Origin of the sequence: Litoribacter populi (genome assembly GCF_007483685.1) — a bacterium.
GTDB classification, from domain to species: Bacteria; Bacteroidota; Bacteroidia; order Cytophagales; family Cyclobacteriaceae; genus Litoribacter; species Litoribacter populi.
Genome location: NZ_VMKN01000001.1, coordinates 1575310 through 1592552, shown reverse-complemented (window position 1 = coordinate 1592552; position 17243 = coordinate 1575310). Strand labels below are relative to the sequence as shown.

General features: G+C 42.6%; 12 protein-coding genes. 10 read left to right on the top strand and 2 right to left on the bottom strand.

Annotated elements, in window-relative coordinates; translation table 11 throughout:
* Positions 1-4: 4 nt before the first annotated feature.
* The 9 genes from FPL27_RS07005 (at position 5) to FPL27_RS06965 (ending at position 11853) form a co-directional block, all read left to right on the top strand.
* Positions 5-1567 (top strand): sulfatase family protein, encoded by a 1563-nt coding sequence (locus FPL27_RS07005; protein ID WP_143960410.1) that lies wholly within the window; start codon positions 5-7, stop codon positions 1565-1567.
* A 22-nt stretch (positions 1568-1589) separates the two neighbouring features.
* Entirely contained in the window at positions 1590-3341 is a 1752-nt protein-coding gene (locus FPL27_RS07000; protein ID WP_221936585.1) for a family 43 glycosylhydrolase, read from the top strand.
* A gap of 52 nt (positions 3342-3393) precedes the next feature.
* Positions 3394-5676 carry a beta-glucosidase BglX gene (bglX, locus tag FPL27_RS06995; RefSeq protein ID WP_143960408.1) on the top strand — a complete coding sequence of 761 codons (2283 nt, stop codon included), beginning with the start codon at positions 3394-3396 and terminating at the stop codon, positions 5674-5676.
* Between the two features lie 147 nt (positions 5677-5823).
* Positions 5824-6753, top strand: a complete 930-nt coding sequence (locus tag FPL27_RS06990) for a formylglycine-generating enzyme family protein (protein ID WP_235893384.1) — start codon at positions 5824-5826, stop codon at positions 6751-6753.
* Positions 6754-6778: 25 nt separating this feature from the next.
* The gene (locus FPL27_RS06985; RefSeq protein ID WP_143960406.1) at positions 6779-7615 is read left to right on the top strand and encodes an endonuclease/exonuclease/phosphatase family protein; all 837 of its coding nucleotides are present in this window, start codon (positions 6779-6781) and stop codon (positions 7613-7615) included.
* Between the two features lie 220 nt (positions 7616-7835).
* Positions 7836-9263: a circularly permuted type 2 ATP-grasp protein gene (locus tag FPL27_RS06980; protein WP_143960405.1), complete on the top strand. Its 1428-nt coding sequence runs from the start codon at positions 7836-7838 to the stop codon at positions 9261-9263.
* Between the two features lie 12 nt (positions 9264-9275).
* Entirely contained in the window at positions 9276-10259 is a 984-nt protein-coding gene (locus FPL27_RS06975; RefSeq protein WP_143960404.1) for an alpha-E domain-containing protein, read from the top strand.
* Entirely contained in the window at positions 10256-11005 is a 750-nt protein-coding gene (locus FPL27_RS06970) for a peptidase (protein ID WP_143960403.1), read from the top strand. Before FPL27_RS06975 ends, FPL27_RS06970 begins: the two co-directional genes overlap by 4 nt.
* On the top strand, positions 11002-11853 hold the full coding sequence (locus tag FPL27_RS06965) for a transglutaminase family protein (RefSeq protein ID WP_143960402.1): 852 nt from the start codon (positions 11002-11004) through the stop codon (positions 11851-11853). Before FPL27_RS06970 ends, FPL27_RS06965 begins: the two co-directional genes overlap by 4 nt.
* A gap of 34 nt (positions 11854-11887) precedes the next feature.
* On the opposite strand, the gene fahA is transcribed toward FPL27_RS06965, so the two are convergent.
* The gene (gene fahA, locus FPL27_RS06960; protein WP_143960401.1) at positions 11888-13159 is read right to left on the bottom strand and encodes a fumarylacetoacetase; all 1272 of its coding nucleotides are present in this window, start codon (positions 13157-13159) and stop codon (positions 11888-11890) included.
* A 158-nt stretch (positions 13160-13317) separates the two neighbouring features.
* Between fahA and FPL27_RS06955 the strand changes: the two genes are divergently transcribed.
* Complete coding sequence (locus tag FPL27_RS06955; protein WP_143960400.1) at positions 13318-15948, top strand: valine--tRNA ligase; 2631 nt, start codon at positions 13318-13320, stop codon at positions 15946-15948.
* A gap of 211 nt (positions 15949-16159) precedes the next feature.
* Here the strand turns inward: FPL27_RS06955 and FPL27_RS06950 are convergent, their stop codons facing one another.
* The gene (locus tag FPL27_RS06950) at positions 16160-17206 is read right to left on the bottom strand and encodes an outer membrane beta-barrel protein (RefSeq protein WP_143960399.1); all 1047 of its coding nucleotides are present in this window, start codon (positions 17204-17206) and stop codon (positions 16160-16162) included.
* Positions 17207-17243 lie beyond the last annotated feature (37 nt).

The following is a 17243-nucleotide window of genomic DNA, read 5'->3' as shown; positions in this document are numbered from 1 at the left end:
AGACATGATTAGAAACTCTACTCTACTCTTGCAAATCCTATTACTTATTTGCGTTTTTTCATCATGCAGCATGGATGATGAAACGTCAGTAAACAAGCCAAATATACTGTTTATCATGACAGATGATCACGCTATGCAGGCCATCAGTGCATACGGGCATCCATTATCCGAGTTGGCGCCCACGCCGAATATTGACCGAATTGCGGCTTCTGGCGCACTATTCACAGCCAACTATTGTGGTAACTCCATTTGCGGTCCAAGTAGGGCCACTGTCTTGACCGGAAAGCATAGCCATAAAAACGGCTTCATGCAAAACACCAACGTAGGTTTTGATGGCACCCAACAGACTTTACCAAAAATCCTTCAAAAAGAAGGCTATCAAACCGCTATCATCGGTAAATGGCATCTGGTTTCGGAGCCAACCGGATTTGACCATTGGGAGATCCTCCACGATCAGGGTGAGTACAATAATCCTGATTTTATAACTTCGAAGGACACGACACAAAAGAGGGGTTATGTGACCGACTTAATTACGGAGATGACTAAGGACTGGTTGAACCAGCGCGATCCTGAAAAACCATTCTATCTGATGATGCACCATAAGGCCCCGCATAGAAACTGGGTACCCGCTGAGCGGCATTACCACCTTTATGATGACACGGAATTCCCTTTGCCGGATAATTACTTTGATGATTATAAGGGCAGGTATGCAGCTTCCCAACAGGAGATGAATATCTACCGGGACATGTATGAAGGCCATGACCTCAAGCTGAGTACTGAAAAAGGAGTGGATAGTCTTCGGTTTGACCCTTGGCCAGATGTATTCTTGGACAGGATGACCGATCAGGAAAAAGAGACTTTTTGGAAAGCCTATCATAAAAAGAATGAGAGTTATTTTGATTTGGACCCATCAGATTCTGTGGCAGTTGCCAAATGGAAATTCCAGCGCTATATGCGGGATTATCTAGCTGTCATCAAATCAGTAGATGAAAGTGTTGGAGAAATCCTGGATTATCTGGATAAAAACGGATTGGCTGAAAACACCCTTATGGTCTACACCTCTGACCAGGGATTCTATTTAGGAGAACATGGCTGGTTCGACAAGCGATTTATGTATGAGGAATCTATGATCATGCCCCTGATGATCCGATACCCCAATCAAATTGACCCAGGCATGCAAATAACCCAACTCACCCAAAATATCGATTTTGCTCCTACTTTCTTAGATTACTTAGGCATTCAGGTTCCAGCCGATATGCAGGGTGAGACTTTCAAGCCTTTATTGAATAGGTCAAGTTCAGACGACTGGAGACAGTCCCTATATTATCATTATTATGAATTTCCTGGTTTTCACAGTGTGAGAAAGCACTATGGCATAAGGGATGAAAGATACAAATTGATTTATTTCTATGAGGAAGACATATGGGAGCTTTTTGACTTACAGAATGACCCCATGGAAATGGAAAATATTTATAACGAGCACGGTACTGAAGAAATCGCCGAGAGGCTAACTGTTGAACTTAGAGACCTACAAGACAAGTATGAAGTTCCCGAAGATCACCGATAGTAAGAATTAAATAATGATTAATATGAAGCTACTCCCCCCTACTTTAAGATGGCTATTGATACTGTTTTTGGTAATTTCCTCTATGGTGTTTCCCAAAACAGCTGAAGCCCAAGACACCCATATGAGCACCTATTGTAATCCCGTCAATCTGGATTACACATATATGATCTATAATGCTCATAAGGATATGTCCTACAGATCTGGTGCAGATCCTGCTGTGGTCGAGTTCCGTGGTGAGTATTATATGTTCGTGACTCGCTCAATGGGTTATTGGCATTCTACTGACTTGCAAAATTGGACATTTATTGAACCTGAGAAGTGGTATTTTGAAGGCTCAAATGCACCCACCGCCCATAATTATAAAGATTCAGTATTGTATGTGGCAGGTAATCCTTCTGGGCACATGAGCGTGCTCTATACAGACAATCCCAAAAAAGGGGACTGGAAAGCAGTTCCGGGGATCATCAACAGCCTGCAAGATCCGCATATTTTTATTGACGAAGATGATCAAGCCTATGTTTTCTGGGGATCTTCTAACAAATATCCCATCAGAGCTAAAACTTTGGACAAAGACCTACGATTCAGGCCCTCTGAAGAAACCTTTGAGCTTTTCAACCTAAATGAAGAAAAGCATGGCTGGGAACGGTTTGGGGAAAACCATTCCGATACCGAGCTAGGCGGCTACATTGAAGGTCCTTGGCTGACCAAACATAACGGCAAATACTACATGCAGTATGCAGCACCAGGGACAGAATTTAATGTGTATGGAGATGGCGTCTATGTGAGTGAAACCCCTCTTGGCTCATATGAATATGCTCCCAACAACCCTGTCTCTTACAAACCGGGAGGGTTTATGAACGGTGCAGGACATGGCAGCACCGTAGTTGGTCCCGGTGGTGAGTATTGGCATTTTGCCAGTATGGCGGTGGCTGTCACCGTGGGATGGGAAAGAAGGGTGAGCATGGCTCCCACTTTTTTCGATGAAGACGGGCTAATGTATATGGACCACTACTTTGGAGACTACCCTCACTATGCTCCTGCCACCCCAGGCAAAAAAGGAGAGTTTGCAGGATGGATGTTGCTCTCTTATAAAAAACCAGCTAAGGCTTCCAGCAGCGCAGAGGGCAACAATGCTGAAAACCTGGTGGATGAGGAAGTCAAAACTTTTTGGCTTGCCGAATCAGCCGATGATCAGCAATGGGTAGAGATCGATCTGGAAAATGCCTCTACGGTCCATGCCATTCAGGTGAATTTCCATGATCATGAGTCAGATATGTACGGGAGGATTCCGGATTTATACCACCGCTATGAATTAGAGGGTTCTATGGACGGAGATTCTTGGACTACTTTGGTCGACAGAAAGAACAGCTTCAAGGACGTGCCCAATGATTATGTAGAATTGGCCAATCCTGTGAAAGTACGGTACATTCGGTATAAAAATATTCATGTTCCCACACCCCATTTGGCAATTTCCGGCTTAAGGATATTCGGACTGGGAGAAGGACAGGCCCCATCAAAGGTCGGATCATTTAATGTAGACAGACAGTCGGACAGTAGAGATGCCATGATCACATGGGAGGCTCAAGATGATGCTCAGGGATACAACATTCTATGGGGAATTGCTCCAGATAAGCTTTATAGCTCTTGGCTGATTTATGAAGACGATGAATTACTAATGAAAAGCCTTACCGTTGACCAAAAATATTATTTCACCATTGAGGCTTTTAACGAAAACGGTGTTTCTGACAGATCAGAGATTATTGAGGTAAACTAACTATCTTTATTATTAGAATTTTCTTAGAACCATACCTATTAAATTTATTAACATGAAAATGAGTAAAAACCTGTTTCTCGGCATGGTTTCCTTTGGGATCGCCTTTGGAACGGCCCAGGCACAGGATGAGTACACCCGCAAAGCGGACTCTGTGCTAGCCTTGATGACTCTTGATGAAAAAATCGGGCAACTTAACCTTCCTGCAGCTGGAGACATTACCACCGGCCAGGCAGAAAGTGCAAACATTGCCGAAAAAATCAAAGACGGGCAAGTCGGTGGGCTATTTAATTTAAAAGGTGCCGAAAAAATCAGGGATGTGCAGCGGGTTGCTGTGGAAGATAGCCGCTTGGGGATCCCATTATTATTTGGTATGGATGTCATCCACGGTTACGAGACCGTCTTTCCTATACCGTTGGGGATTTCCTGTAGTTGGGATATGGGTTTAATTGAAAAAACTGCCAGGATTGCTGCTCAAGAAGCCAGTGCTGACGGAATCAGCTGGACCTTCTCACCAATGACCGACATTTCCCGTGATCCTAGATGGGGCCGTGTATCTGAGGGCAGTGGTGAAGATCCCTATTTAGGAGCCCAGATTGCGAAAGCAATGGTGAAAGGATACCAAGGAGATGACCTTTCTGCTCCCCAGACCATCCTTGCAACAGTTAAACATTTTGCCCTTTATGGTGCCCCAGAGGCTGGCAGGGATTACCACACCGTGGATATGAGCCGGCAGAAAATGTACAACGAGTATTTTCCTCCCTACAAAGCCGCCGTTGAAGCAGGTGTGGGATCGGTGATGACCGCCTTCAATGATGTGGATGGCATTCCTGCAAGTGGAAACAAATGGTTAATGACTGAGGTACTTCGAAACCAGTGGGGCTTTAACGGTTTTGTAGTAACGGATTATACCGCTATCAACGAAATGATCGACCATGGACTTGGCGATTTGCAGACCGTTTCCGCGATGGCTTTGAATGCTGGTGTGGAGATGGACATGGTGGGTGAAGGTTTCTTGACAACCTTAGAAAAATCCTTGGAAGAAGGCAAGGTCACCAAGGAACAGATTGACAATGCAGCTAGGCTTATCCTAATTGCCAAATTTAAACTGGGCCTATTTGACGACCCTTATCGCTACAGCGATCCAAAGCGAGCAAAAAATGAGGTCTTTACTTCCGAAAACCGTCAGATTGCAAGGGAGCTTGCTTCTCAAACATTTGTCCTTCTGAAAAACCAGGATAATATTTTACCATTGAAAAAAGAGGGAAAAATCGCTCTTGTAGGCCCTATGGCTGACAATAGGTTGAATATGACAGGTACTTGGAGTGTGGCTGGACGGCATGATGAATCAGTTTCTTTATTGGATGGGCTGAAAAATGCTTTGGGCGATGAAGCTGATATTGTAACCGCCCGAGGTGCAAATGTGGCTGCAGACTCCCTTTTGGAAGCCAGAGTGAGCATATTTGGAAAGGACACGGATCGTGATCCAAGACCTGCTGATGAGCTGATTCAAGAAGCTCTTGAAATCTCCAAGCATGCAGACGTGATTGTGGCAGCCATGGGTGAATCAGCCGAAATGAGCGGTGAAGCCTCCAGTATGACAAATATTGAATTGCAGGAGAACCAACGGGAATTGCTGAAAGCACTTTTGGACACAGGAAAACCTGTTGTGATGGTGTTGTTCACCGGCCGCCCTTTGGCTATCAAATGGGAAGAAGAAAATGTGCCGGCGATCCTCAATGTATGGTTTGCTGGAAGTGAAGCGGGCGATGCTATTGCAGATGCTTTGTTTGGTGACGTTAATCCTTCAGGTAAATTGACAGCTACTTTCCCCCAGAATGTTGGTCAGGTTCCTATTTACTATAATCATAAAAACACAGGACGCCCTCTTGGCGAGGATGAGTGGTTCCAGAAATTCCGCTCAAATTACCTAGATGTGAGCAATGAGCCATTGTATCCATTTGGATATGGCCTAAGCTATACCACTTTTGAATACGGAGTCTTAACCCTGAGCAAAACTTCCCTTCAAGGTGAGGAAACCTTAGAGGTTAGCATAGATGTAACCAACACAGGAGAACATGATGGTGCAGAAGTGGTTCAGCTCTATATTCGTGACATGGTAGCTTCTATTACCAGACCGGTGAAGGAACTTAAGGGTTTTGAAAAAGTCCAGCTGAAAGCGGGGGAAACTAAAACGGTAACTTTCGAAGTCACCACCGAAGAATTGAAGTTTTACAACTATGATATCGACTATGTTTGGGAGCCGGGAGAATTTCAAATCATGGTAGGAGGAAATTCCAGAGATGTGAAAAGTGAAATGATAAACTGGGAAAAATAAACTTAAAGACCTTGGGCCGAAAACTTTGGCCCAAGGTCTTTTTTCGTTATGAGACATACCGCCTTAAGACTCCTTATTTTAATCTTGTTTTCCTGCTCCACCAGGGGAAGCATTGAAAAGACAGAAAAGTCTTTTTCACAAGATGGTATGGTATATATACAGGGAGGGGAATTCAATTTTGGAACTGACTCAAGAGATGCTTATTCCAATGAACGGCCTGCAGTCCTAGCTGAAGTGGAAAGCTTTTGGATGGATGAGTCCGAGGTCACCAATAGACAGTTTGCCGAATTTGTTGAGGAAACTGGTTATGTAACTGTGGCCGAAAGAAAACTAATATGGGAGGACTTGAAAAAACAACTTTCTAAGAGCACGGAAAGGCCTGCCGACTCCCTTTTGGTAGCGGGGTCCTTGGTTTTTAGCCCTCCACCCCACCCTGTAAGTTTACAGAATCCTTATAAATGGTGGAAGTGGGTTCACGGTGCAAACTGGAAACATCCTGAAGGTCCGGAAAGCAATTTGGAGAAAAGAATGGATCATCCCGTGGTACATGTAGCCTATGAGGATGCAGAGGCTTTTGCAAAATGGGCCGGCAAACGGTTACCTACTGAAAAGGAATGGGAATATGCTGCCAAGGGTGCCGATGGCAGTTCACTTTATCCATGGGGTCGAGTATTTAAGATAAATGACCAGTTCATGGCAAACACTTTCCAAGGAAATTTCCCCCATAATGACAGTTCTGAAGATGGCTTTGCAGGGACCGCTCCAGTAAAAAGCTATCCCCCCAACAAATTTGGTCTGTATGATATGGTGGGAAATGTTTGGGAAATTACCTCCGACTGGTATGATGAGTATACCCTCTCTCGTATGGATAACAAACGCGCACCATTAGACTCCGCAGTATCAAAATGTTTTAATCCCAATAACCCATTGGCAGAAGAAAAAACCATAAAGGGTGGTTCATACCTTTGTACCGATAATTATTGCATAAACTATAGAACCACTTCCAGAACCGGTCAGGATATTTATTCTGGAAGCTCAAATATCGGTTTTAGATGTGTATCCAGCATAAATGAATAATTAATCAAATTTAAATTTTTACCAAATGAAACTCTTAACCAACTTAACTATTTTACTTTGTCTTTTTGCTACATGTTCGTATGCCCAAACTATCAATGTCGCCTCCTACAACATACGGTTTGACAGCCCTACGGATGAGGGAAACATGTGGGTGGACAGGGCGCCACATTTGATTAACCTGATCAAATTCCACCAGATGGACATTGTTGGCACCCAGGAAGGCATGCATCATCAATTAAAAAAAATGGAGGAAGACCTAGATTTCCCATTCATTGGCGTGGGTCGAGACAAAGGAGATGAAGAGGGTGAATTCAGCGCAATCTTTTACAACCCGGAAAAATTAGAGCTGCTGGAAGAGGATACCTTTTGGCTTTCAGAAACGCCAGACGAACCGTCCAAAGGTTGGGATGCACAGTTGCCAAGGGTTTGTACGTATGGCAAATTCAAACATGAGGACATGGGTGAATTTTATGTCTTCAATGTCCACTATGATCACGTTGGCCAAAAGGCCCGAGAGGAAAGCAGCAAGTTGGTCATGCAAAAAATCAAAGAAATTAATCCAGATGGGTTGCCCGTCTTGTTCATGGGGGATATGAACGTAACCGATGATAACCCTGCATATCAAACTGTTGAAGAAACAGAAATGCTGAAAGACACCTATCATCTTTCACCATTCCCTTCTATTGGTCCAAAAGGTACTTTCAATGCTTTCAATTGGGAAAGACTTCCAGAAAACAGAATTGACTACATTTTTGCGAGCCCTGAAATTGAAGTCATCAGACATGGCACTCTATCCGATAACTATGGGAAGAAGTTTCCCTCAGATCATTTCCCTGTGTTGGCGGAGATAAAATTCAAATAACCATCTCAAACTTTATATAAACTAAAAAGGTCCAATTCCAATGGACCTTTTTCATTTTAAAAATATATCCTGTCAAAACTAGTAGATTTGTAAATAAAACAACTAATATTAGTAACAAATTGAATATTAATATGTTGTAATATAACATTAGCACTTTCCAAATTGACTTTTTACAAGATTTTTACTATATTATTAAGCTCATAAGTAAACCCTCTGCAATATGCCACTAATCGATTCCAAATCATCTCAGGCTTTTTTCGATGAGATGTATGATGAGAATGGCGCCTGCCGGCCTCATTATTTTAAATACGAAAGCCTGATAAAACGGGTATCCCGAAAAAAACTAAACCACCTTCAATTCGCTGCTGACAAAGCACAAGTAGGTATGGGAATGACTTTCAATGTATACCATGATGATCAAGGGGTTGAAAAAATCCTTCACTTGGACATCATTCCGCGAATTATACCTTCCAGCGAATGGAGAATCATTGAGGATGGTCTCAAGCAAAGGATCAAAGCTTTGAACCTTTTCCTTCAAGATATATATAATGAGCAAAATATCCTCAATGACGGGATCGTGCCAAAAGACCTGATTTTAGGGTCCAAGGATTTCCTTGAGCCGTGCATCGGCCTTACCCCTCCCAAAGGCATTTGGTGCCACATCACCGGAACAGACTTGGTGAAGGACAAGGATGGCCAATACTATGTATTGGAGGACAATCTACGCTGCCCGTCTGGAGTTTCCTATATGCTGGAGAGCCGGGAGATTATCAAACGGGCCTATCCGGACTTGTTCAATGACCTTGGGGTAAGACCTGTTTCGAACTACCCTATAAGGCTGCTAAACATGTTGCAGTATCTATCTGACAAAAGCAAACCAAAGATCGGAGTGTTGACACCTGGAGTCTTCAATTCAGCTTATTTTGAACATTCCTACCTGGCCCAGCAGATGGGCTGCGAGTTGGTAGTAGGAATGGACCTCATAGTGGAAGACAACATCGTTTACATGCAGACTACTGGAGGTAAAGAGCAGATTGACGTTCTTTACCGAAGACTTGACGATACATTTTTAGACCCGCAAGCTTTCAATCCAGACAGCATGTTGGGCGTACCGGGACTGTTCAATGCTTATAAGGCGGGCAATATTGCCATGGCCAACGCCCCGGGCACAGGAGTGGCTGATGACAAAGCTGTGTATGCATATGTGCCGGAAATCATCAAGTATTATCTCAATGAGGAACCTATCCTCTCGAATGTACCTACATACCTCTGCCGCAAAGAGGAAGACTGCAAGTACGTGTTGGACAACATCAAAGATTTAGTTGTTAAAGAAACAAATGCCGCAGGCGGTTACGGTATGTTAATTGGGCCAAAAGCAACGGCCGAAGAACATGAAAAGTTCAGAGGGCTGATTAAAGCAAATCCGTCCAATTACATTGCACAGCCTACATTGTCACTTTCCACGGTACCTACTCTTGTAAAAGATTCCATTGAATCTAGACATGTGGACTTGAGGCCTTATGTACTTTATGGTGAGGAAATAGATGTTATTCCTGGAGCCCTTACTAGGGTTGCGCTGAAAAAAGGGTCGTTGGTGGTTAACAGTTCCCAAGGTGGGGGCAGCAAGGATACCTGGGTTTTATATTAAAAATTGTTTTATATGCTTAGTAGAGTAGCAAATTCCATATATTGGTTAGGCAGGTATGCCGAAAGAGTTGAGAACTATGCCCGTTTTATTGATGTAAATTTCAATTTGATGCTCGATATGCCTCAAGACATGAAAGAGCAATGGGAACCATTAGTACAAATTACAGGTGACCGGGATATTTACGTCAAAAAGTACGGCAGTCATTTTGACCGTAAAACAGTTATTTTCTTTTTGGCTTTCGATGAGGACAACCCTAACTCAATCTTCAATTCGGTCCAAAACGCCAGAGAAAATGCCCGTATGATTCGAGAGAATCTCAGCAAAGAAACTTGGGAAAAACTCAATGAAACCTATCACTATGTAAAATCAGGGAAGGAAAAGTCCATTTGGAAAAAAGAAGATCCTAGGTCGTTTTTTAGCCATGTTAAAGATAGCGTTTTGCTCCTTTATGGGTTGGCAGAAAACACCGTGGCTAGGACTGAAGGCTGGTATTTTCGCCAGTTAGGCCAATATTTGGAAAGAGCGGATAAAACCAGTAGATTTTTGGATGTAAAATACCACATCCTTCTCCCCTCCCATGAAGAAGTTGGCTCTCCTTTAGACTTTCTGCAGTGGACGGCACTTTTGAAATCGGTCACTGCTTTTAATACCTATAGACGGTTTTACGGCAATATTACCCCCTCGGGTGTAGTGGAGTTTTTGGTATTGGATAAACATTTTCCCCGGTCGGTTTACTTTTGTCTGAAAGAGGCCGAGAATTGTCTTTACAAGATTTCAGGTTCCGATGGTGTGGGTTTTAAAAATAGCGCAGAAAAAGCGATGGGCGAACTCCGCTCCAAACTTGAATATGATGATGTTAACGATGTAATATCCACCGGACTTCATGAATATCTGGACAAACTTCAGATAAAAATCAATAAAATTTCCAACGAAGTGAATAAAAATTATTTCCAGATTAAAAGTAACTTGATCTTTCAAACTCAAGAGCAATCATGACCTTCTGTATTGGAATCAAACTACAGTCTGGAATATTGGGGCTGGCCGACACCCGTATTACCTCAGGGAGCGACACGACCACATCCAGAAAAGTATTTACCCTTAACCGGGAGAAGCATTCATTTTTCATCATGACTTCAGGACTTCGTTCCGTAAGGGACAAGGCCATTACTTATTTTCTGGAAAGTATAGAGGAAAGGGATGATTCTTTCGACAAGCTTTACAAAGCTGTAAACGAATTTAGCTCCCAAATCCGACGGGTAGCCTCAGAAGACAAACAAAGCCTGGTGGATGCCGGGCTTTCTTTTAACCTCTTTTCCATTATTGGAGGTCAACTGGAAAATGACAAGGAATCAAAACTTTATCTACTTTACCCAGAAGGAAACTGGATAGAAATTCAAGAAGGAACACCTTTTGTCATCATTGGTAACAGCGGATTTGGAACACCTATTCTTAGACGGTCGTTGCATTATACCGACTCGATGGAGTTTGCATTGAAATGTGCTTTTCTGGCTTTTGACGCCACTCGGATATCGGCAAATGATGTTGACTACCCTATAGATACTGTCTATTTAAAAAATGATTCCTATTTCACCATTGAAAAAAGATTTACGCAACCTGAATTAAGGCATATTTCCGACTTTTGGAACACTAGGATTAAAGCAGCTATTAACGCGCTGCCATCCGAGTCACTCAATAAAGCTATAAGCAAGGATGACCCACAGTTAAATATAAAAATGGAATGAAATCACTTCGCATAGTCCACTTAACCAGATATAGTTACTCAGAAAGTGTGGTTTTAAACCCTCATTCGATTTTTTTGTGCCCGTTGCAAAAAAGCCATTACACGCTGTCAAATTATAAGATAGAGATTACGCCTAAGCCGATGGACATGGAACTACGGCACAATATTGACAACAATCCCTACTATTTATCGTGGTTTGAAGGCGAGACAGAAAAGCTGGAAATTAAAGTGGACTTTTCAGTTCAGCTTAAAGCATTTAATCCTTTTGCCTTTATTCTGGACCATAAATTCACCGAGGATTTTCAGAAAAACAAAGACTCATTTTACTCTGAAGAGGATAAGCAGTTATTACATGCAGCCTTGCATTTTAGCGCTGAACCTGAAATAACAGCCTTTGCCAAATCCTTTTCCACCGATCAAGATGATCCGCTAATTTTTCTAAACGGTATGCTTCAGTCTATCCACGAAGAGTGGGAGCATACTTTTCGGGAGGATTTTGGCTTATGGACTCCTGAAAAGACCCTGGCAGCAAAGTCGGGAAGCTGTCGAGATCTCAGTTGGATGTTGATTCAGATGCTCAGAAGTATTGGTTTGGCTTGTAAATTCGTAAGCGGCTATGCCTTCAATCCTGAACTGGAAGAAGGGCATGAGCTTCATGCTTGGGTAGAAGTATTCTTGCCCGGTGCAGGATGGGTGGGTATTGATCCCAGCCTTGGACTTTTCGCGGATGAGCATTACCTCCCTTTGGCTAGCAGTGCTATACCTAGATTGACCCTTCCGGTGGTTGGTACCTATGGAGGTGCTGCTGAATCAAAACTGGAAAGTGAAGTTTATATAACACCCCATTAAAAAAGGCGGCTAAAATAATCAGCCGCCTTTTTTGTTACTTTTTGGTTGGTAAAACCTTGGAGCACACTTCTCCAAAACCTACCCTTATATCATCTTTCTGACAGTGACCATTCATAATCACCGTGTCCCCATCTTCGATAAATTTCCGTTCTTCACCGGAATCCAGTTTTATAGGTTTGGTGCCTTTCCAAGCCAACTCTAACATAGAACCATAGCTATCTTCAGTAGGACCTGAAATGGTACCTGAAGCATACATATCACCCACGTTTATATTGCAACCGTTGACCGTATGGTGAGCAAGTTGCTGGGCGATGTTCCAGTACATGTATTTATAATTTGAAGAACACACTTTGGTTGACTTGCCGTTATCTGGCTGGATATGCACTTCCAAATTGATATCAAAACCATGATCTCCTTGGCATTGAAGGTATGGCAACACTTCCGGTTCTTGCTTTGGACCGGCTGTTCTGAACGGCTCCATTGCTTCCATAGTCACTATCCAAGGTGAAATGCTAGAGGCGAAATTTTTACCCAAGAACGGGCCTAAGGGCACATATTCCCATGCCTGTAGATCTCTTGCAGACCAATCATTGAACAATACAAACCCGAAAATGTAATCCTCAGCCTCTTTGGTGCTGACTGAATCCCCCATTTTGGTAGATTTGCCTGTGATGAAAGCTAATTCAAGTTCAAAATCAAGTCTTCTTGATGGCCCAAATTCCGGAGTCTCCATATTTGGATCCTTATACTGTCCTTTTGGCCGGTGGATTGGAACTCCTGAAGGAATAATGGAAGAAGCACGGCCATGATAACCAACTGGCAAATGTTTCCAGTTGGGTAATAAGGCATTATCAGGATCTCTGAACATGGTTCCCACATTAGTGGCATGCTCCATGCTGCTGTAAAAATCAGTATAATCACCAACTTTTACTGGCATCAACATTTCTGCCTCCTGGCGGTTAACCATTGCTTTTCCTCTACATTGGTGGTCCTTAAGTTCTGGGGTTTCCTCTTCGAGAAGATGCTGGACTTTTTCCCTTACCTTCCGCGTGACGTTTTTGCCTAGGTCAATGAATTCATTCAGAGAATCCTTAAGGAAAATATCATCCGGCAGATGCATGTCAGAGAAAAACCCTTCCGCATGCAGCACGGACAAATCCACGATCTTATCTCCTATGGCAATACCCGCCCTAGGAGAAAGCCGCTTGTTTTTAAAAATCCCAAAAGGCAAATTATAAATGGTAAAATCAGAGTTTTTGGGCACCTGAACCCATGTTGTCTTTGAGGCTACTTTTTGGTTCTTCATCGTCAAAAATTAGTTTGTGACAAATTTAGAACTTAATAGCCGAACTCAAAATACAATCTAACTTTTAAAAGAGAGGTTATTAGCTTCACCTTGATGCCCAAAAAGATATTTATGTTATTTTTGTGCTCTGTTTACACAATTATATAGCAAAAACTGATATGTCCTTATCTACTAAGTATGATCCTTCCGAGGCGGAGTCCAAATGGTACCAGTTCTGGATGGACAACAAATTATTTAGCTCACAAGTAGATTACAATAAAGAACCTTACACGGTGGTCATCCCGCCGCCAAACGTCACCGGCGTTTTGCACATGGGCCACATGTTGAACAATACCCTCCAGGATGTTTTGGTCCGAAAGGCCAGAATGGAAGGAAAAAACGCGTGCTGGGTTCCTGGCACGGACCACGCCTCCATCGCCACGGAAACCAAGGTGGTAGCCATGCTTAAGGAAAGAGGCATTGACAAGAAATCTATCTCCCGTGAGGAGTTTTTAGAATATGCTTGGGAATGGAAAGAAAAATATGGGGGAATTATTCTTGAGCAGCTAAAAAAACTTGGCGCTTCCTGCGATTGGGACCGCACCAAGTTTACCATGGATGAGGACCTTAGCAGAGCTGTAATCAGCGTATTTGTGGACCTGCACAAGAAGGGTAAAATCTACCGAGGTATCCGTATGGTCAACTGGGATCCGCAGGGCAAGACTGCCCTTTCCGATGATGAAGTAATTTTCAAAGAGGTCAATTCAAAACTCTATTATATAAATTATAAAATCGAAGGGTCTGACGACCATTTGACCATTGCTACCACCCGTCCTGAGACCATCATGGCCGATGTAGCGATATGTATCAATCCTAATGATCCCCGCTTCACACATCTAAAAGGCAAAAAAGCCATCATTCCTTTGATAGACAGAGCCATCCCAATTATTGAGGATGAATATGTGGATGTGGAATTTGGTACTGGTTGCCTGAAAGTAACACCTGCCCATGATTTAAACGATTATGAGTTAGGGTTAAAGCATAAATTGGAATCCATCGACATTCTGAATGACGATGGTACTTTGAATGAGAAAGCTCAAATTTTGGTAGGCGAAGACAGATTTATCGCCAGAAAGAAGATTGCCAAACAGCTTGACGAAAAAGGACAGCTTGAAAAAGTAGAAGACTATAAATCTAATGTGGGCCATTCTGAAAGGACTGACGCAGTCATAGAGCCAAAGCTTTCACTCCAGTGGTTCCTAAAAATGGATGAGCTTACCAAGCCTGCTTTAAAGGCTGTCATGGAGGACATTATCCAGCTTTATCCACCGAAATTCAAAAACATGTACCGTGCGTGGATGGACAATGTACGCGATTGGTGCATCTCGCGTCAATTATGGTGGGGGCATAGAATCCCAGCTTATTACCTGCCCAATGGGGAATATGTAGTTGCGGGTACGATCGAAGAAGCGCTCAAGTCTGCTAATGAGCAGTATGGAAAAAATTATACTGAAGCAGACCTTCGACAAGAGGACGATGTACTAGATACCTGGTTTTCATCTTGGCTTTGGCCAATGTCTGTTTTTGATGCAGAAGTATTCTCCACAGGTGAGAAAAATGAAGATCTAAAGTACTATTACCCTACCAATGATTTGGTTACTGCTCCAGAAATTTTATTCTTCTGGGTAGCTAGGATGATCATAGCTGGCTATGAATACACTGGTGAAAAACCGTTCAAAAACGTTTACCTTACAGGTATAGTAAGGGACAAACTTGGCCGCAAGATGTCCAAGTCTTTAGGCAACTCCCCGGACCCATTAGACCTTATCAAGAGCTATGGTGCCGATGGAGTGAGAACAGGCATGTTGTTCAGTTCACCTGCAGGTAATGATTTACCTTTTGATGAAAAATTGGTAGAACAGGGCCGTAATTTCTCCAACAAAATCTGGAATGCTTTCCGTTTAGTAAAAGGATGGGAAGTAGACTCCTCCATCTTGGAAAACCACAATAAAGCTGCTTTCCAGTGGTTTGAAAGTAGATTAAATCAGGCCATCACCGAAATCGAAGACCACTTCAGCAAATTCAGAATTTCTGATGCATTGATGGCTACCTACAAGTTGGTATGGGATGATTTCTGCTCTTGGTACTTGGAGATGATCAAGCCGGCTTATCAGAAGCCAACAGATTTGGAGACTTACGAAAAGACCTTGGAATTTTTCGAGTCCATTCTTAAGCTTCTACACCCTTTTATGCCATTCATTACGGAGGAACTTTGGCATCAAATTAAAGGTCGCGATGTAAAGGATGCCTTGATCGTTTCCGCTTGGCCAAAAGCTGGTGATTTTGACACAAAACTCATTGACAAAGCTTCAGTAGTATTTGAAGTAGTGAGCCAGATCAGAAACACCCGGGCTTCCAAAGGCATTTCTCCAAAGGAAAGCTTTGAATTGACCATCAACACAAAGCAGCAGGAGCTTTATCAAGAATTTGAAGCCATCATCAAAAAACTGGCTAACATTAGTGAAATCAATTTTGGAGACAAAGTTGAAAATGCACTAAGCTTTGTGGTAAAATCTGACGAATTCTTCATCCCCATGGGAGACCAGATTGATGTGGAGCAGGAAAAAGAGAATCTGCAGAAAGAGCTTGATTACACCAAAGGCTTCCTAAAATCAGTTTCAAAAAAGCTCAGCAATGAACGTTTTGTAAGCGGTGCTCCTGCCCATGTCGTGGAAGTAGAAAAGAAAAAAGAAGCAGACGCAATTGCCAAAATCAAGGCTTTGGAAGAAAGTCTTGCTAAGCTAGGCTAAAGCTAATTATATAATAAATCCGCAATAATGCCAGTAAGCATTAAATCCTTGTTTAAGGAGCAGGAAGTCGGTAGACCGATGACCGAAGTGGCCATAAATCTAGCTTTCAGCCAACTTTTCATTAGTTGATGGTACTTACTGACAAAAAAGCGGATATACAAAAATAAAACTTAGAAAAGCCTCACGATACTTTATCGTGAGGCTTTTTCATTTAAAACCGTATTGCCAGAGAGGAATTGATAGCGGTGTTTCCTGTACTCACACGCCCAGCTGGAAGGTCAAAAATTGGATCTGGACTATTGAATTGTCTAAGCTCTATTCTTGCCAAAGCCTTGGGATGAACCTGATAATCCAGGTTGACCGAATACCCGGTAACTTCCATTCCGGAATTTAGAATAACACCATTTGCATCCGAATAATGATCCGCTCGGATTGCCACATAGAACTTTTCCCCCAATTGTCTTCTCAAAGAAGCCGTATAGGCATACCATTGATTGAAGGCTCGGAAAATAGCCTCCTCCACTCCATAGTCCGCACCAACAGTCGCACCCCACTTCCCAAAGGAATACATGGTATAAAAATTATTGTAAAAGCGGTTTAGCCGTAAAGTCTGGGGATATTCGTTACCAAAGAAATTGCTGTAATTGATTTCCAACCCATCAAATGGTTGATAATTCACCCCTAACCCTAAAGCCAAAGATTGGTTACCGCGAATCCTTTGTACGTTTTGCCAGCCATTCCCCGCCCAAAACGTAATTTCCAATTCCTCCGATGGTGTATAAGTCAACCTTCCTCCGGTAAGGAAATAAGGTGAATTTTCTGCCAATAGACTTCTGGACAAATGCCAGGTTTCCATCCCTTCGGCACTTTCAAAACCTATATGAGAGGGCATTATACCCACATCAAGCCAAATCTTATCATATAGCCTCACACCTACCGAAGCTTCATATACCATCTGCGCCCAAGCAGGCTCGTTTGCAAGATTAAATTGAGCATAAGTACCAGTCATTAAGGCCACATTTCCTCGGATATTTTCATCCTCATATTTAGCCCTTAAAAAGGCTAAATTGACACTAAACTCATTGTGCCGTTTAAAATTGTAAAGGAAATCAGGTCTGAGATGGTTTTCGGGTTGGTTAAATTCATAGCTATAATACGTTTCCACATATCCGGAAAGCTCCCAACCGTTCTGTTGGATAATTTGGGCATGAGAAAAGTGGCTCAGCAATATGAAAAATAAGAGGTAAAAGTATTTCATTGGTTCAATAATACCAAATAAGCCCGGTTTTAAAAAC